Here is a 16,935-nt window from a genome sequence, read left to right as displayed (position 1 = left end):
CCGGGGCATCTCAGGCTCGCACGACATTGTCTCAGAGGATCGAGGACTATGCGCTGATCGGCGATTGCGAGACCGCTGCGCTGGTGGGGCGCAACGGCTCGATCGATTGGCTGTGCTGGCCGGCCTTCGATTCCGACGCCTGCTTTGCCGCCATCCTCGGCACCAACAAGAACGGGCGCTGGCTGATCGCTCCTAGCGAGGACGTCACGAAGACATCGCGACGTTATCTCGGCGACACCCTCATCCTCGAAACGCGTTTCGAGACGAAGGGCGGCACGATTGCGCTGATCGACTTCATGCCGCCGCGCGGCAAGGCGTCCGACATCGTGCGGCTGGTGCGCGGCATCAAGGGCACGGTGAAGATGCGGATGGAGCTCGTGATCCGCTTCGGCTTCGGCACCGACATTCCCTGGGTGCGGCGCATCGACCATTCCCTGATGGCAATCGCCGGCCAGGACATGACGGTGCTGCGCACGCCGGTGAAGACCCGCGGCGAGGATCTTACCACGGTCTCCGACTTCGAGGTGAGGGACGGCGAGACCGTACCCTTCGTGCTGACCTATGGTCCCTCGCATCTGCCGCCGCCCAAGCCGATCGATCCGGAAATTGCGCTCAAGCAGACCGAGACATTCTGGCTGGATTGGTGCCGCCATTGCACCCGCGACGGGGACTATCACGACCCCATCATGCGCTCACTGATCACGCTGAAGGCGCTGACGTTCGGCCCTACCGGTGGCATCGTCGCGGCGCCCACCACCTCATTGCCGGAGAGGCTCGGCGGCAGCAGGAATTGGGACTACCGCTTCTGCTGGCTGCGCGATGCCACCTTCACGCTGCTGGCGCTGATGAATTCGGGCTACACCGAGGAAGCCCTGGCGTGGCACAATTGGCTGCTGCGCGCCGCCGCCGGCTCACCGGCGAACATGCAGATCATGTACGGCATCTGGGGCCAGCGGCGGCTGCTGGAATGGGAGGCCGGCTGGCTCGACGGCTATGAAGGCGCCAAGCCGGTGCGCGTCGGCAATGCCGCGCATGCGCAGCTTCAGCTCGACGTCTATGGCGAATTGATCGACGCCTTCCATCAGTCGCGCATGGCCAAGCTCAAGCTCGACGATGAAACGACATGGGCGCTGGAATGCGCCGTGCTCAACCATCTCGCCGAGGTCTGGGACCGGCCCGATCACGGCATCTGGGAGCGCCGCGGCCAGCCCAAGCACTACGTCTTCTCCAAGGTGATGACCTGGGTCGCCTTCGACCGCGGCATCAAGAGCGCCGAGACCTTCGGCTTCAAGGCGCCGCTGTTGCACTGGCGTACCTTGCGTGAGGCGATTCATCGCGATGTCTGCAACAGGGGATTTGACGCCGAGGAAAATGCCTTTGTCGAATCCTATGGCTCGAAACTGCTCGATGCCAGCGTGCTGCTGCTGCCGGCCGTCGGTTTTCTGCCGCCACAAGATCCGCGTATTCGCGGAACCATCGCGGCGGTCGAGACACGCCTGATACGCGACGGCTTCGTGCTGAGGCACGATCCGCGTGAATTGCCCGCGGGACAGCAGCCGCTCGAAGGCGCGTTCCTGGCCTGCACATTGTGGCTGGCCGATGCCCACGTGCTGTCGGGCGATCTCGACAAGGCGCAACGCTTGCTCGACCGTGTGGCCGGCATCGCGAACGACGTCGGTCTGCTGGCCGAGGAATACGATACAGTCGCCCGGCGCCAGACCGGAAATTTCCCGCAGGCGCTGACCCACATCGCGCTGATCAACACCGCGCACAATCTGTCGGCGGCAAGGCAGAAGAGCGAGAAGCCGGCGATGCAGCGGTCGAAGTAGTCAACATGGCTAGTCGCGACTGTATCCAGAGCGGAGGTGCGCCCCCTCCCCCGCTTGCGGCGGAGGGTTGGGGAGAGGGTGTCTCCGCGCAGGGATTGTTGATAATAACTGAGGACGTCCCTGCGCGACGAGAGCTCTCACCCGCCGCTGCGCGGCGACCTCTCCCGCAAGCGAGAGAGGTTAAGAGAGCCCGCGGCCCAGCTCAGCCCACCCCATTTCGCTTCAGGATCATCTCCATCGCCTCGGCAAAACCGTCCTGCTCATTGGTCGCGGTGACGTGAGTGGCCTGGTCCTTGACGTTGTCGGCGGCGTTGCCCATGGCGATCGAGACACCGCTGACGGCGAACATCGAAAGGTCGTTCTGCATGTCGCCGATGGTGGCGACGGCACTGGTCGCAATGTCGAGGCGCTTGGCCATCGCCTCGACGAACGTGCCCTTGTTGAAACCCGGCGGGGTGATGTCGAGATAATAGGTTTGCGAACGCACCGCAGTGGCTTCGCTGCCGAGCGCCTGCTGCATCGCCTTTTCGCAAGCCTCGAGGCGGGCGGCGTCGGCGCTGGCGCCGACGATCTTGCAGGCGCTTGCGAGGTAGGGCGAGAAATCCGTCACGATGGTCGGGTCGGATCGGATCGTGTGCTGCTCATGCGCGACGTATCTTCCGCTTGGGTTGTCGATCAGCCATTTGTCGGCGGTGAAGAGCCAGATGTCGGCGCCGAACGCGCGAAGGATCTGCAAGGACTGCTCGGCCGCGCTCGCGGGGATCAGATGCTGCTCAACCGGCCGCATCTCGGGGTCGACGATCGAGGAGCCGTTGAACGGACCGACGGGAAGCCAGAGCGCCAGCGGCTCGATCAAGAAGCGCATGCCGATCGCGGGACGGCTGGACGTGATGGTGAAGCCGATGCCGGCCTTGTGCAGCCGCTGCACGGCAGTTCTGGCACGCTCGGTCAGGGTTTTGTCCTTGGTCAGCAGCGTGCCGTCGACGTCGGACACCACGAGTGAGATTTGCGTCATGACAGGACCTAACGTTTTTGCCTCAGCGCTTCGCCCTGCCGAGCTTCAGCTGCCGCACGATGCCGTCCACGATCGCCTCGACGGTTTCGTCGATCGAAACGGTGATGACGTGCTCTCCCGCCTCCGGCGGCTCCAGCGTGTCGAACTGGCTCGTCAGCAGCCCGGGCGGCATGAAATGGCCTTTGCGGTGAGCGAGCCGCTCGGCGATCAGCTCCTTGGTGCCTTTCAGGAAGACGAAGCGGACATCGTCGCGCCCGCGCAGCAGTACGTCACGATAGGTGTGCTTCAGCGCCGAGCAGGCGATGATGATGTGCTCGCCACGTCCGCAGACGCGCCCGATCTCGTCGGCGATGGCGTTGAGCCAGGGCCAGCGGTCCTCGTCGGTGAGCGGATGGCCGGTCCGCATCTTCGCGACATTGCTGGCGGGATGAAAGCTGTCGCCGTCCTCGAAGCGCCAGCCGAGCCGCTGGCCGAGGGCTTCCGCGATCGTGCTCTTACCCGACCCCGACACGCCCATCACGATCAATGCACAAGGTGCTTCAACGCCAGCCACGAATGCCCTCCGGAAGCGCGGCTTGGTCTACCAGCCAGACGGTCTCACCCTTCGAGCGCGCGCGTAACGCCGGCAGAGTCTCGCCATTGAGGAGGCGCGTCAAGATCGGTTGCTTGTCGTGCCCGGCGATCTCGAACAGCATTTCGCGGCAGGACGCCAAAGCGGGCAGGGTGAGCGAGACCCGCGGCACGAAAGGCGCGACATTGGCCTTGGGCACTCCAACGACCCAGCGCTCGGTCTCCTCGATCTCCGGGAAGCCGGGAAACAGCGAAGCGGTGTGGCCGTCCGGTCCCGCGCCCATCAGGACCATGTCGAACAGCGGCCGCGACGGATCGAGGCTTTCAGAGCCGTAGAAGGCATGCAGCTCGCGCGCATAGGCTTCGGCGCTCTCCTCGGGAGTTTCAGTCCCGGTCGGAATCGGGTGAATGTGGCTCGAGGCTGCATTGCCATCGAGAAACGTCGCGCGCGCGACCGCCATGTTGTTGAGGGGATCGCTCTCGGGGACAAAGCGCTCGTCGCCGATGAACCAGTGCACGCGCTCCCACGGAATCCTGCCGCGCCAAGCCTCGCTGCCGAGCAATTGATAGAGCTTCTTCGGGCTGGAGCCGCCGGTGAGGCAGATCGCGATGCGGCCTGGATTGGCCGCGATCCGTGCCATCACCCGTTCGGCCGCGGCCCGCGCCAGAGCTTCGGCGTCGGCCTCGACGATCAGCTTCGGCTGGCCCGCCACGGCCATCACGAAAACTTCCGCCAGCTTCGCCCGTCGCGCCGCAGCAGCTCGTCGGCGCATTTCGGGCCGTCGCTGCCGGCTTCATAGGTCTCGATGCCGTTGGTGCCCGCGCCTTTCCAGGCGTCCAGGAACGGCTGCACCGCCTGCCATCCGGCCTCGATGCCATCTGCGCGCTGGAACAGGATGTTGTCGCCGATCATGCAGTCGTAGATCAACGTTTCATAGCCGGTCGAGGGATCGGCCCGGAAATAGTCGCCGTAGCGAAACTTCATCTCGACACCGTCGATGGTGACGCTCGGCCCCGGGATCTTGGCGTTGAACTGAAGCTCGATGGTCTCGGTCGGCGCGATGCCGATGGTCAGGAAGTTCTGCGACAGGCGGTCGATCGTCGTGCCCGAGAACATCGAGAGCGGGGCCTGCTTGAATTTGATCGCAACTTCCGTGCGCTTGTGGGCCAGTGCCTTGCCGGTGCGTAAGTAGAACGGCACGCCGGCCCAGCGCCAATTGTCGATCATGAGTTTCAGTGCGACGTAAGTCTCGGTGGTGCTGCCGGGCTTGACGTCCTCGGTCTTGCGATAGTCCGGGATCTCCTCGTCGCCGATGTGCCCCGCGAGATATTGCGCGCGCACCGAATTCCTTAAGGCTTCCTCCAGGCTCGGCTGCTGAATCGAGGTGAGCACTTCGGCCTTCTCGGAGCGCACGGAATGCGCATCGAAACGCGCCGGCGGCTCCATCGCGACCAGCGACATCAGCTGGAATAGATGGTTCGGCACCATGTCGCGCAGCGCGCCGGTCGCATCGTAGAAGCCGCCACGATGTCCGACGCCGAGCTTCTCCTCCACCGTGATCTGGATGTGGTCGATGTGGTTGCGATTCCAGATCGGCTCGAACATGCCGTTGGCAAAGCGCAGCACCAGGATGTTCTGCACCGTCTCCTTGCCGAGATAGTGATCGATCCGGTAGACTTGGTGCTCGTCCATGATCTTCAAGAGCTCGGCGTTCAGCGCGCGCGCCGTGACGAGATCGGTGCCGAACGGCTTTTCGATCACCAGCCGGCGCCAGACGCCGTTCTCCTTCATCATGCCGGTGCGGCCGAGCTCGCGCGCGGTCGGTGCGAACGCGGCTGGCGGGGTCGCCAGATAAAACAGGCGATTGCCGCCGGTGCCTTGCGCGCATTCCAGCGAATCCAGATGCTCGCGCAGGCGATCGAACGAGGGCGGGTCCTTTGCGTCGGCTTCGACGAAGGTCACGCATTCCAGCAGCTTCTTGGCGATGTCGTCGTCCACGGGCCGCGTCGCGAACTGGCGCAAGCCCTTCATCAGGCTGTCGCGCAGCTCATTATCCGATTGGCCCTTGCGGGCCACGCCGACGACGCAAAACTTTTCCGGCAGCAAATGCTCGGCAGCGAGATTGTAGAGCGACGGCATCACGAGGCGGTGAGTAAGATCACCGGTGACACCAAAAATGACGAAGGCGCAATTTTCCGGCTTGGGCTTGGCTTGCGGGTCTTTTGTCACGAACGGTTGGCCTTCGCTTGTTACGTCTTACTTTGGCTTCGAAGCATCCGGCTGCTTCGGCTCCTTGTGGCCGCCGAACCCCGCACGCATCGCCGAGAGAATTTTTTCGGCGAAGGTGTGTTCCTTGCGGGAACGGAAACGTGTGTAGAGCGCGGCGGTCAGGACCTCGGCCGGTACGGCCTCGTCGATCGCGGCATTCACGGTCCAGCGTCCTTCGCCGGAATCCTCGACGAAGCCGGAATATTCCGACAGCTGCGGGCTGTCGGCGAGCGCGGTCGAGGTGAGGTCGAGCAGCCATGACGGGATCACGCTGCCGCGTCGCCACACTTCCGCGATGTCGGCGAGATCGAAATCGTAGCGATGATCCGCCGGCAGGGCCTCGATGTTGGCGTTCTTGAGGATGTCGAACCCTTCGGCATAGGCCTGCATCAGGCCGTATTCGATGCCGTTGTGGATCATCTTGACGAAGTGGCCGGCGCCGACGGGGCCGGCATGGATGTAGCCCTGCTCAATGCGGGGATCGCGGCCCTCGCGTCCCTCCGTGCGCGGAATGTCGCCGGCGCCGGGGGCGAGCGCGGCGAAGATCGGATCGAGCCGGTCGACCACCTGCTTCTCGCCACCGATCATCATGCAATAGCCGCGGTCGAGGCCCCAGACGCCGCCTGAGGTGCCGACGTCGACATAGTGGATGCCGCGGGCCTTCAGCGCTTTGCCGCGGCGGACGTCGTCCTGCCAGAAGGTGTTGCCGCCGTCGATGATGACGTCGCCTTCCTGCATCACGCCGGCGATCGTGTCGATCGTCGTCTCGGTGATGTGGCCGGCCGGCAGCATCACCCAGGCGGTGCGCGGCCGCTCGAGTTTCGAGATGAAGTCCTCGAGCGTCGCGGAGCCGACCGCGCCGTCGGCGGCAAGGCCAGCTACGGCCTTGGCGTCCTTGTCGTAGACCACGGTGGAATGTCCCTGGCGCATCAGGCGGCGAACGATGTTGCCGCCCATCCGGCCGAGGCCGATCATGCCGAGTTGCATTGGCAATCTTCCTTAGTTCAGCGCGTCGTTGAGCGCCGCGTTGAGTGCAGCAAGACCCTTCTTGAGCCCGCCCTTCAGGTGCACGCGCAGGGCGCGCCGGCCGCGTTCGGTGAGCACGTCGAAATCGCCGCGCGCCTGTGCCGCCTTGATCACGCCGAAGCTGGCCTTCTGGCCCGGCACCTTGAGGTCCTTGGCATCGTCGGCGGTGATCTGGAGGAACACGCCGCTGTCGGGGCCGCCCTTGTAGGCCTGTCCGGTCGAGTGCAGGAAGCGCGGTCCGAACTCGGCGCAGGTCGCAACATGCCGCTTCTCGCGCACCTCGAGCCGCATGGCCTGGAATGCATCGATCGTCGCCTTGTCGCGCGCGATGTAGCCGAGCAGGGCGACATAGTCGCCATGGCCCGACCGGGAGAGATGGGCCTTGAGCCAGGAGGTGAGGTCGCCGTTGGCGCCGGCGGCGCGCAACGCCGTGGCGTTGGCCTCGTCGGTGTAGAGATCGGCCTCGTCGGTGCTGACGACCGGTTGCTCTTTGGGCAGCGCGCCGGTCTTCTCGAACGAGGCCGTCAGCTCGCGGGTCTTGATCTTGGCCGCCTCCACGTCCGGCTGGTCGAACGGGTTGATGCCGAGGATGGAGCCCGCCACAGCGGTTGCCATCTCGAAGCGGAAGAATTCCTGGCCGAGATGGTCGATCGACTTCATGACGATGCGCACCACGGGATGGCCGGCAGCCTCGATCGCGGCGAGCTTGGAATCGTGGGCGGCGTCGGCTTCGCCTTCGATGCGGATGTCGATAAAGAACCGGTCGTTGCCGTAGACCGAGGGATCGCCCAGCGGCTCGCCCTCGATCGGGATCAGGCCCTTGCCTTCCTTACCCGTCGATTCCGCGATGAGCTGTTCGGCCCAGGCGCCGAAATCGGCAATCTTCTCCGACGCCAGGATCGTCACCTTGTCGCGGCCTTCGAGGCCGGCGAGCCCCATGGCAAGGCCGAGCTGCACGCCGGGGTTTTCGCTCGGCGGCACGTCCGGCCCGCAGGAGCGGGCCATGGAGAGCGCATGCTTGACGAAGGTCTTGACGTCGATGCCGGCGGTTGCCGCCGGCACTAGGCCGAACGGCGACAGCACCGAATAGCGGCCGCCGATCGATGGTTCGCCATGGAAGATGCGGGCGTAGTGGAGGCTCTTGGCCGCCTTCTCCAGCGACGAGCCGGGATCGGTCACCGCGATGAAGCGGTGGCCGGTCTTCACCTTCGCACCGACCGCCTTGGCAACCTGCTCATGGAAATAGTCCTTCATCGCGTTCGGCTCGGTGGTGCCGCCGGACTTGCTCGAGACGATGAACACTGTGCTCGCGATGTCGATCTTCGCCTCCATTGCGCGCACCTGCGCCGGATCGGTGGAATCCAGCACATGCAGCTTCGGGAAGCCGGGCTTCTTCCCGAACGTCTCGGCCAGCACCTCGGGGCCGAGGCTCGATCCGCCCATGCCGAGCACGACGGCGTCGGAGAATTTCTGGCCCTTCACGCGGCCGGCATAATCCTCGTAATCGGCAATGTCGGCCTTGGTCGCGCTGTCCAGCCAGCCGAGCCATTTGTCCTCGTCGGCACCGGTCCAGACCGACTTGTCGCGCCGCCACAGCCTGCGGATCTTGGCGGACGCCCGCCATTCCTCTGTGCTCTTGGCCACCGCCTTGCCGAGGCCGTCGCCGAGCGAGAGAAGCTGCCGATCCAGCGCGGGTGCGAGCACGGTGGCGCGCTTGTGGGCGACGGCGCCGTAGAGCTTGTCGGCGGCGTCGGCGAACAGCTTGACGCCGTCCTTGACGAGGTCCTCGGTGATGGCGTCGAGCGAGATGCCGGAGCGCTCCAGCTCTTCCAGCACACGGCGAGCGTCGTCGACGTTCTCCTCCAGGCTGTCCCGCAGCTTGCCGTGGTCGCGGAACGCCTCCAGCGTCGCCGGCGGCATCGTATTGATGGTGTCGGGGCCGATCAGCTCCTCGACATAGAGGACGTCGCTGTAATCCTTGTTCTTGGTGCCGGTCGAGGCCCACAGCATGCGCTGCGGCTTGGCGCCCTTGGCGGCGAGCTTGTCCCAGCGGGGACCCGAGAACAGGCGCTTGTAGTCCTGGTAGGCAACCTTGGCGTTGGCGATCGCGACCTTGCCTTTCAGCGCGGCGAGCCGCTCCTTTTCGGATGGGTCGTTGGCGCGGGCGATCTTTTCGTCGAGCTGCTTGTCGACCACGGAATCGATGCGGCTGACGAAGAAGCTCGCCACGCTCGCGACATGCGAGGGGTCGTCGCCGCCGGCGACGTATTTTTCGAGACCGGCGATGTAGGCTTCCGCCACCTGGAGGTAGACCGCCCTGGAGAACAGCAGCGTGATGTTGATGCTGATGCCGTCACCGATCAGCGTCTCGATCGCCGGCAGGCCTTCCGGCGTCGCCGGCACCTTCACCATCAGGTTCTTGCGACCAACATCCTTCCAGAGCCGCCGTGCTTCAGTGATCGTGCCTGATGTGTCCATGGCGAGATAAGGCGAGACCTCCAGGCTGACATAGCCGTCGCCTCCCTTGAGACGGTCATAGACCGGGCGGAGCACGTCGGCGGCATTCTGGATGTCCTCGACCGCGACGGCCTCGAACAAATCGGCCACGGTCCGGTCGCCGCGCTTCAGCGCCTTGCCGATCGGAGCATCGTATTCGTCCGAGCTGCCGATCGCCTTCTCGAAGATCGAGGGATTGGAGGTGACGCCCTTGACGCCGTCGGTGTCGATCAGCCGCTTCAGGTCGCCCTTGGCGATGAAGCCGCGGGCCAGGAAGTCCAGCCAGACGGCTTGTCCGTGCTTTTCCAGTTCTTTGACGGGATTCATGATGCTTATTTATCTCCAAGCCTGCGGGCGAGGGGTTTCCGCGCCGGTCCTGCCGCGCTATCCTCTAGCGTACATGCACCCGGGAGGGAACCAATCAAGGGTACAGGCGTCATACCCTCCAGTGTAACTCCGTCGCGATCATGGCGATCCGGGCGGCGGTAGCGGTTGTTGCGTAGAAAGTCGTCGGCCGAATGGGATATGCCGGCGTCGTGGTGTCCGGCTGATCTGGATGCTCCCCACCGCGCGGGGCCCCGTGGTCGTCGTCAATCCCTTCGGCATCCGCGATCCCCGCATCGGCGATGAATTTCTGCCGTGGGATTCGATTGCGGGAATTTCCGCTGAAGAGTGCGGACTTGCAGCGGCACCTGCGTGCTTGCCGCGACGCGCACGCGACCAGCACGCCGCGCACCGCATTGCAGCAGGAAGATGAACGCGGCCCCCAACGCGGCGCTCGAGGCTTCGCCGTACAAGCGTCATAAGATCGCCGCTCCCGGATCGCTATGCTGCAACGCCGGATGAACGCATCTCCGGTAATGCCCGGATGTTGCGACCAAGTGACATTTCCTGGAAATGAGCCAATATAGACAGAGATTCGCACAAATTACAGGCATGTGCCTGTTCGTAACTCAACGAGTGCCTACGTTGTGCGTTGCGTCGTGTCGGCACCAGGGTGTCCAATGATGGTCATGTGCTCACGCTGATTCGAACGGCCTGAGGAACGGTCCGGTAACTGCTTTCGTTTCAGCTTGTAGCGGAACTCACGCGGAGAGGGATCATGTACAACGATTCTCTATTCAACGCTTTCGCTCGGTCGTTCGAGGCGAGAAGCCAGCACGACATGTCGATGGCGGAATATCTGGAATCGTGTCGAAGCGATCCCATGAAATACGCGAACGCGGCCGAACGACTGCTAGCAGCGATCGGTGAACCTCAGACGATTGACACGGCCAAGGACCCACGCCTTGGCCGTATTTTTTTGAACCGCACGATCCGGACCTATCCGGCCTTCGCCGGCTTCTACGGCATGGAAGAAACCATCGAGCGAATCGTTGGTTTCTTCCGTCATGCGGCGCAGGGCCTGGAGGAGCGCAAGCAGATCCTCTACCTGCTCGGACCGGTCGGCGGCGGCAAGTCTTCGCTCGCCGAGCGGCTGAAGTCGCTGATGGAAGTGCATCCGATCTACGTGCTTAAGGCCGGCGATGAACTCTCGCCCGTGTTCGAAAGCCCGCTCAGTCTGTTCGATCCAGATAACCTCGGACCGATGCTGGAAGAGAAGTACGGCATTCCGCGCCGGCGTCTCACCGGGCTGATGAGCCCGTGGTGCTACAAGCGGCTCGAAGCCTTCGGCGGCGATATCTCTCAATTCCGCGTCGCCAAGATTCAGCCGTCGCGGCTGCGCCAGATCGCAGTCTCCAAGACCGAGCCCGGTGACGAGAACAACCAGGATATCTCCTCGCTGGTCGGCAAGGTCGACATCCGCAAGCTCGAGACCTACGCGCAGAACGATCCCGACGCCTACAGCTATTCCGGCGGCCTCAACCGCGCCAACCAGGGCGTGCTCGAGTTCGTCGAGATGTTCAAGGCGCCGATCAAGATGCTGCACCCGCTGCTGACCGCGACGCAGGAAGGCAATTACATCGGCACCGAGAACATCGGGGCGATCCCGTTCACCGGCGTGATCCTGGCGCACTCCAACGAAGCCGAGTGGGCGAGCTTCAAGGCGAACAAGAACAACGAAGCCTTCATCGACCGCATCTGCGTGATCAAGGTGCCGTACTGCCTGCGCGTCACCGAAGAGCAGAAGATCTACGAGAAGCTGATCCAGGGCTCCGAGCTCGCCTCGGCGCCTTGCGCGCCCTCGACGCTGGAGACGCTGGCGCGGTTCTCGGTGATGTCGCGCCTGCGCAAGCACGAGAACTCGACCCTGTTCGGCAAGATGCGGGTCTACGACGGCGAGAGCCTGAAGGAATCCGACCCGAAGGCGCGCAGCGTCCAGGAATATCGCGATGCCGCCGGCGTCGACGAAGGCATGGACGGCGTCTCCACCCGCTTCGCCTTCAAGATCCTGGCTGCGACCTTCAACCACGATCCGCAGGAGGTCGCCGCCGACGCCGTGCATCTGATGTACGCGCTGGAGCAGGCGATCCGCCGCGAGCAACTTCCGGAGGAGACCGAGAAACGTTATCTCGAATTCATCAAGGCGGATCTCGCCCCGCGCTATGCCGAGTTCATCGGCAACGAGATCCAGAAGGCCTATCTGGAATCCTACTCGGATTACGGCCAGAACCTGTTCGATCGCTACGTCGACTATGCCGACGCCTGGATCGAGGACCAGGACTTCAAGGATCCCGACACCGGCCAGCTGCTCGATCGCGAGCTTTTGAACCAAGAGCTGACGAAAATCGAGAAGCCGGCCGGCATCGCCAACCCCAAGGACTTCCGCAACGAGGTCGTCAAATTCTCGTTACGGTCGCGGGCCCAGAATGGTGGCAAAAATCCGACCTGGACCTCCTACGAGAAGATTCGCGACGTGATCGAAAAGAGGATATTCTCGCAAGTCGAGGATCTGCTTCCGGTCATCTCCTTCGGGTCGAAGAAGGACGGCGAGACGGAGAAGAAGCACGGCGAGTTCGTCGCACGCATGGTGGAGCGTGGCTACACCGAGCGTCAGGTTCGCCGGCTCGTCGAATGGTATATGCGCGTGAAGCAGGCCGGTTGAGGCGGATGGGAGGCGAATGGTAAAGTGCCCATTCACATTATTGACAGGCGCCTGAATCCAGGCGGCAAGAGTCTTGAGAACCGCCAGCGGTTCTTGCGTCGGGCCAAATCCCTGGTGCAGGGCGCCGTCAAGAAGACCTCGCAGGAACGCGACATCAAGGACGTCCTGGAGGGCGGCGAGGTCACGATCCCGCTCGACGGCATGCACGAGCCGCGCTTTCGCCGCGAAGGCGGGACGCGCGACATGGTGCTGCCCGGCAACAAGAAGTTCGTCGAGGGCGACTATCTCCAGCGCTCCGGCCAGGGCAGCGCCAAGGATTCCGGCCCGGGCGAAGGCGACAGCGAGGACGCGTTCCGCTTCGTGCTCTCCCGCGACGAATTCGTCGATCTGTTCCTGGACGATCTCGAGCTGCCTGATCTCGCCAAGCGCAAGATCGCGCAGACCGAGAGCGAGGGCATCCAGCGCGCCGGCTACACCACCTCGGGCTCGCCCGCCAACATCTCGGTGAGCCGGACGGTGAAGCTCGCGCTGGCGCGCCGCATCGCGCTCAAGCGTCCCCGCAAGGAGGAGATCGAAGAGCTGGAAGCTGCGGTCGCCGCCTGCACCGACGAGGACGAGCGTGAGGTGCTGCTCGCCCAGCTCGAAAAGCTCAAGGCGAAGTCCAAGCGCATTCCCTTCATCGACCCGCTCGACATCCGCTACCGTCGCTTCGAGACGGTGCCGCGGCCGGTGGCGCAGGCGGTGATGTTCTGCCTGATGGACGTCTCGGGCTCGATGTCCGAGCACATGAAGGATCTCGCCAAGCGCTTCTACATGCTGCTCTACGTGTTCCTGAAGCGCCGCTACAAGCACGTCGAGATCGTCTTCATCCGCCACACCGACCGCGCCGAGGAGGTCGACGAGCAGACTTTCTTCTACGGCCCGGCCTCGGGCGGCACGCTGGTCTCCAGCGCGCTCCAGGCGATGCACGAGATCGTGCGCGAGCGCTTCAATCCGTCGGACTGGAATATCTACGCCGCGCAGGCCTCCGATGGCGACAATTCCTATTCCGACGGCGAACTGACGGGCATGCTGCTGACCGACAAGATCCTGCCGATCTGCCAGTTCTTTGCCTATCTCGAGGTCGGGGAGTCCGGCGGCAGCGCCTTCGATCTCTCCGACTCCTCGCTCTGGACACTCTATGAGCGCCTGCGCAACAGCGGCGCACCGCTCTCGATGCGCAAGGTCTCGGAACGCAGCGAGATCTTTCCGGTGTTCCACGATTTGTTTCAGCGTCGCGAAACTGCCCAGGAGAAAGCCGCTCCATGACGGAACGATTGTTCGAAGGCGCGGATTGGGATTTCCACACCTTGCAGCGCATCACCGATGCCTGCGAGGAGGTGGCGCTGAAGGATCTCGGGCTCGACGTCTATCCGAACCAGATCGAGGTGATCACCGCCGAGCAGATGCTGGATGCGTATTCGTCGGTCGGCATGCCGCTGTTCTACAAGCACTGGTCGTTCGGCAAGCATTTCGCGTTCCACGAGGCCTCTTATCGCAAGGGCCTGATGGGGCTCGCCTATGAGATCGTGATCAACTCCTCGCCCTGCATCTCCTATCTGATGGAGGAGAACACGGCGACGATGCAGACCCTGGTGATCGCGCACGCCGCCTTCGGCCACAACCACTTCTTCAAGAACAATTATCTGTTCAAGCAGTGGACCGACGCCGACGGTATCCTGGATTATCTCGACTTCGCCAAGAACTACGTCATGCAATGCGAGGAGCGCTACGGCCGCATCGAGGTCGAGCGCACGCTGGATGCCGCGCACGCGCTGATGTCGCACGGCATCGATCGCTATCCCGGCAAGAAGAAGCTCGATCTGCGCGCCGAGGAGAAGCGGGCAGGGCGCCGCCGCCAGCACGAGGAAGAGGTCTTCAACGACCTCTGGCGCACCGTGCCCAAGGGGGCATCGAAGAGCCGGTCTGCGCTCAGCATCGAACGCCGCCGCAAGCTGCTCGGGCTGCCGCAGGAGAATTTGCTCTACTTCCTGGAGAAGAGCGCGCCGCGCCTGGCGCCGTGGCAGCGCGAGCTGCTCCGCATCGTCCGCCACATCGCGCAATATTTCTACCCGCAGAGCCAGACCAAGGTGATGAACGAGGGGACGGCGACCTACGTCCATTATCGCATCATGACCCAGCTGCATCAGCAGGGTCGCATCACCGACGGCAACTTCCTCGAATTCCTGGGCTCGCACACCAATGTGGTGTTTCAGCCCGAGTTCGACGATCCGCGCTTCTCCGGCTTCAACCCCTACGCGCTCGGCTTTGCCGTGATGCAGGACATCGAGCGTATCGTCACCAGGCCGGGGGACGAGGACCGCGAATGGTTCCCCGACATCGCCGGCAAGAATGACGTGATGGGCGTGCTGCGCGACGTCTGGGCCAATTATCGCGATGAAAGCTTCATCGCGCAGTTCCTGAGTCCCAAATTGATGCGGCACTTCCGCATGTTCCACCTGCACGACGATCCCGAGGAGCGCGCCGGCATCCGGGTTGACGCCATCCACGACGACCGCGGCTTCCGCCGAGTCCGCCGCGAACTGGCACGGCAGCATGATGTCGGCTACATCGACGCCAATATCGAGGTGGTCGACGTCGATCTCTCCGGCGACCGCCGCCTGATTCTGCATCACCACGTCATCAAGGGCTCGCAGCTCAACGAGACCGATGCCAAGCGAGTGCTACAGCACCTCGCCGATCTCTGGACCTACGACGTCGCGCTGATCGAGGTCGACGCCAACGACAAGGTCCTGCGCGAATACGTCGTGAGCCCGCGCCCGATCCCGGCCGCTGTGGCGTGAGGCTGTCGTCTACGCTTGGCCCATGATGGGTGAGCCTCAGTTCGCGCTCCGATGAAGGTGCGCCCCCTCCCCACTTGCGGGGGAGGGCTGGGAGAGGGTGTCTCCGCAGTGGGACTCCCCCAGAGGAGAGAGCCCTCTGCCGGCGCGCGGGACGATGCTTCGCATCGCCCGAAACGCGCCGACCTCTCCCGCAAGCGGGAGAGGTTGCAGCCAGCCGCGGTTGGCAAAAGTGATCAACGTGAACGCCTGGCGCTTCTATCCCGATCGCTTCGCCGGCTTCTTCTTCGCCTTGCTCGCATTCAGCTCCACCGCCGCGCGGATCAGCGCCTTCAACGCCTTCTCGTCGATCTTTTCGCCCTCGCGAATATCGATCGCGCGTCGCACGTTGCCGTCGAGGCTGGAATTGAACAGGCCTGAGGGGTCGTCGAGTGCCGCGCCCTTGGCAAAGGTCAGCTTCACCACTTCCTTGTAGGTCTCGCCGGTGCAGATGATGCCGTCGTGCTCCCAGACGGGAACGCCGCGCCATTTCCACTCCTCGACGACATCGGGATCGGCCTGCTTGATCAGGGCGCGGATCCGCGCAAGCATCTGGCCGCGCCAGTCGGCGAGTTCCTTGATCCTGCCGTCGATCAGTTTCGAGGCTGAAGCCGCGCCCGTTTCCTTCGCGCTGCTCGTCTTCGCCGCCACCGCCTTCTTCACGACCTGGCCTCACCGCGCGCGTCACGACGCTGGCCGAGATAAGGCAGTGCGAACAGATAGAGCCCGGTCGCGAGCAGTGGGATCAGCGGCACGAGCGCCAGAAAACCGATCCACGCGGCCTGGAGCTGCATGGTCATGGCGACGATATTGGCGATCACCGCGAGGGTGAAGGCGATGGATAGCCAGCGATGGATCTGCCGAATCCACATATTCCCGTTCAATGAAACCTCCCTTGAACTCATCGGATAATTGTCAGGCTGCGGCGGGGAATCTAGCCCGCCCGCGCCAGCACCTCGTCCAGCTTGTTGAAGAACTGCTTCCAGCCGGCATGTGCGCCGCCAAAAGCCTGCTTCTGCGTCGGGCTGAAGCCCGCCTGCTCGACGCGCAGATGCGTGCCCGCGCTGGTCGGCGTGAGCGTGAAGGTCACGACGCTTCTGAGGTCGAAGGCCGCGTCCTCATGCGAGAAATTCCAGGTGTAGGCGAGCGTCTTCTGCGGCTCGATGGTGAGCACCTCGCAGTCCAGCACGCCGCCCCATTCGCCGCGCAGATTGAAGCGATGGCCGACGGATGGCTTGAAGTCATTCTTCATCAGCCATTCCTCGATCAGATGCGGCTGCGTCAGCGCGCGCCAGAGCCGCTCGGCGGGAAAAGCAAATTCGCGCTCGACGATGACGGCGCGCGTCTGGCTCGAGGTCTCAGTCATTGGTCCATCCTCTTCAGGAGATCGTCGAGTGCGTCGAACCGCCTCTGCCAGAAGGAAGCCATCTGGCTGGTCCAGTCGATCAGCGGATCGAGCGCGCCGGGCTGCGCGCTGTAATGGGTCTGGCGTCCCTCATGGCGGTCGCGCACGAGGCCGGCCTGCTTCAGCGCGCCGAGATGCTTGGAGACCGCCGGCTGCGAAACGCCGGATCGCACCGTCAGCGCCCCGACCGTCTGCTCGCCCTCACGGCACAGCCGCTCGAAGATCGCCCGCCTCGTGGGGTCGGCGAGCGTCCTGAACAGGAGATCGGGGGCGGGCGACATGGGAAATCCATAACCTGGGAGTTATGGGTTAATTCATAACCACAGAGTTATGGGTAAGTCAAGCGGCTGCAGGGACGTGGGACGAGGCGCGCACCCTCCGCCGTCATTGCGAGGAGCTC

The 16,935-nt window shown here is 63.7% G+C and carries 14 protein-coding genes and 1 pseudogene; 5 read left to right on the top strand and 10 right to left on the bottom strand.

Annotated elements, in window-relative coordinates; translation table 11 throughout:
* The first annotated feature begins 26 nt into the window (after positions 1 to 26).
* Positions 27 to 1,829 carry a glycoside hydrolase family 15 protein gene (locus UNPA324_RS29505; protein WP_141937434.1) on the top strand — a complete coding sequence of 601 codons (1,803 nt, stop codon included), beginning with the start codon at positions 27 to 29 and terminating at the stop codon, positions 1,827 to 1,829.
* Positions 1,830 to 2,031: 202 nt separating this feature from the next.
* On the opposite strand, the gene UNPA324_RS29495 is transcribed toward UNPA324_RS29505, so the two are convergent.
* Genes UNPA324_RS29495 through UNPA324_RS29470 form a run of 6 tightly spaced genes read right to left on the bottom strand, consistent with a single transcriptional unit; the run spans position 2,032 to position 9,532 of the window.
* On the bottom strand, positions 2,032 to 2,844 hold the full coding sequence (locus UNPA324_RS29495; RefSeq protein WP_141937432.1) for an HAD family hydrolase: 813 nt from the start codon (positions 2,842 to 2,844) through the stop codon (positions 2,032 to 2,034).
* A 22-nt stretch (positions 2,845 to 2,866) separates the two neighbouring features.
* On the bottom strand, positions 2,867 to 3,397 hold the full coding sequence (locus tag UNPA324_RS29490) for a gluconokinase (RefSeq protein ID WP_141937430.1): 531 nt from the start codon (positions 3,395 to 3,397) through the stop codon (positions 2,867 to 2,869).
* Positions 3,384 to 4,133, bottom strand: a complete 750-nt coding sequence (gene pgl, locus UNPA324_RS29485) for a 6-phosphogluconolactonase (protein WP_181769686.1) — start codon at positions 4,131 to 4,133, stop codon at positions 3,384 to 3,386. The genes UNPA324_RS29490 and pgl overlap by 14 nt, the downstream gene beginning before the upstream one ends.
* On the bottom strand, positions 4,133 to 5,644 hold the full coding sequence (gene zwf / locus UNPA324_RS29480) for a glucose-6-phosphate dehydrogenase (protein WP_128920140.1): 1,512 nt from the start codon (positions 5,642 to 5,644) through the stop codon (positions 4,133 to 4,135). Before zwf ends, pgl begins: the two co-directional genes overlap by 1 nt.
* A 27-nt stretch (positions 5,645 to 5,671) precedes the next feature.
* Positions 5,672 to 6,670 (bottom strand): phosphogluconate dehydrogenase (NAD(+)-dependent, decarboxylating), encoded by a 999-nt coding sequence (gene gnd / locus UNPA324_RS29475; RefSeq protein WP_128920139.1) that lies wholly within the window; start codon positions 6,668 to 6,670, stop codon positions 5,672 to 5,674.
* A gap of 12 nt (positions 6,671 to 6,682) precedes the next feature.
* Positions 6,683 to 9,532, bottom strand: coding sequence for a bifunctional transaldolase/phosoglucose isomerase (locus tag UNPA324_RS29470; RefSeq protein WP_141937426.1), 2,850 nt, complete (start codon positions 9,530 to 9,532; stop codon positions 6,683 to 6,685).
* Positions 9,533 to 9,749: 217 nt separating this feature from the next.
* On the opposite strand from UNPA324_RS29470, the pseudogene UNPA324_RS35845 reads away from it, so the two are divergent.
* From UNPA324_RS35845 to UNPA324_RS29450, 4 genes and pseudogenes are all read left to right on the top strand, one after another.
* Positions 9,750 to 10,011: pseudogene (locus tag UNPA324_RS35845) on the top strand (hypothetical protein); the annotation flags it as partial.
* A gap of 296 nt (positions 10,012 to 10,307) precedes the next feature.
* Positions 10,308 to 12,251, top strand: coding sequence for a PrkA family serine protein kinase (locus UNPA324_RS29460; protein WP_128920137.1), 1,944 nt, complete (start codon positions 10,308 to 10,310; stop codon positions 12,249 to 12,251).
* A gap of 30 nt (positions 12,252 to 12,281) precedes the next feature.
* Positions 12,282 to 13,559 carry a YeaH/YhbH family protein gene (locus UNPA324_RS29455; RefSeq protein ID WP_181769685.1) on the top strand — a complete coding sequence of 426 codons (1,278 nt, stop codon included), beginning with the start codon at positions 12,282 to 12,284 and terminating at the stop codon, positions 13,557 to 13,559.
* Entirely contained in the window at positions 13,556 to 15,094 is a 1,539-nt protein-coding gene (locus tag UNPA324_RS29450) for a SpoVR family protein (protein WP_128920135.1), read from the top strand. Before UNPA324_RS29455 ends, UNPA324_RS29450 begins: the two co-directional genes overlap by 4 nt.
* Positions 15,095 to 15,349: 255 nt before the next feature.
* Here the strand turns inward: UNPA324_RS29450 and UNPA324_RS29445 are convergent, their stop codons facing one another.
* From UNPA324_RS29445 to UNPA324_RS29430, 4 genes are read right to left on the bottom strand one after another with little or no spacing between them, the layout of a single operon-like run.
* Entirely contained in the window at positions 15,350 to 15,793 is a 444-nt protein-coding gene (locus UNPA324_RS29445) for a DUF1801 domain-containing protein (RefSeq protein WP_128920134.1), read from the bottom strand.
* Positions 15,790 to 16,014, bottom strand: a complete 225-nt coding sequence (locus UNPA324_RS29440) for a hypothetical protein (RefSeq protein ID WP_246667243.1) — start codon at positions 16,012 to 16,014, stop codon at positions 15,790 to 15,792. The genes UNPA324_RS29445 and UNPA324_RS29440 overlap by 4 nt, the downstream gene beginning before the upstream one ends.
* Before the next feature lie 50 nt (positions 16,015 to 16,064).
* A complete protein-coding gene (locus UNPA324_RS29435; RefSeq protein ID WP_141937422.1) occupies positions 16,065 to 16,496 on the bottom strand; it encodes an SRPBCC family protein in 432 nt (143 codons plus the stop codon).
* Positions 16,493 to 16,816, bottom strand: coding sequence for an ArsR/SmtB family transcription factor (locus UNPA324_RS29430; protein WP_128920132.1), 324 nt, complete (start codon positions 16,814 to 16,816; stop codon positions 16,493 to 16,495). Before UNPA324_RS29430 ends, UNPA324_RS29435 begins: the two co-directional genes overlap by 4 nt.
* Between the last annotated feature and the right edge of the window lie 119 nt (positions 16,817 to 16,935).

Source organism: Bradyrhizobium sp. UNPA324 (assembly GCF_006658635.1).
GTDB classification, from domain to species: domain Bacteria; phylum Pseudomonadota; class Alphaproteobacteria; order Rhizobiales; family Xanthobacteraceae; genus Bradyrhizobium; species Bradyrhizobium nanningense.
This window is presented reverse-complemented; position numbering and strand designations above follow the sequence as displayed.

Bases quoted from the DNA above. Each gene is read 5' to 3' on its own strand.
- UNPA324_RS29495 (WP_141937432.1), bottom strand. From the start codon at position 2,844: ATGACGCAAATCTCACTCGTGGTGTCCGACGTCGACGGCACGCTGCTG.
- pgl (WP_181769686.1), bottom strand. From the start codon at position 4,133: ATGGCCGTGGCGGGCCAGCCGAAGCTGATCGTCGAGGCCGACGCCGAA.
- gnd (WP_128920139.1), bottom strand. From the start codon at position 6,670: ATGCAACTCGGCATGATCGGCCTCGGCCGGATGGGCGGCAACATCGTT.
- UNPA324_RS29470 (WP_141937426.1), bottom strand. From the start codon at position 9,532: ATGAATCCCGTCAAAGAACTGGAAAAGCACGGACAAGCCGTCTGGCTG.
- UNPA324_RS29460 (WP_128920137.1), top strand. From the start codon at position 10,308: ATGTACAACGATTCTCTATTCAACGCTTTCGCTCGGTCGTTCGAGGCG.
- UNPA324_RS29450 (WP_128920135.1), top strand. From the start codon at position 13,556: ATGACGGAACGATTGTTCGAAGGCGCGGATTGGGATTTCCACACCTTG.
- UNPA324_RS29435 (WP_141937422.1), bottom strand. From the start codon at position 16,496: ATGACTGAGACCTCGAGCCAGACGCGCGCCGTCATCGTCGAGCGCGAA.
- UNPA324_RS29430 (WP_128920132.1), bottom strand. From the start codon at position 16,816: ATGTCGCCCGCCCCCGATCTCCTGTTCAGGACGCTCGCCGACCCCACG.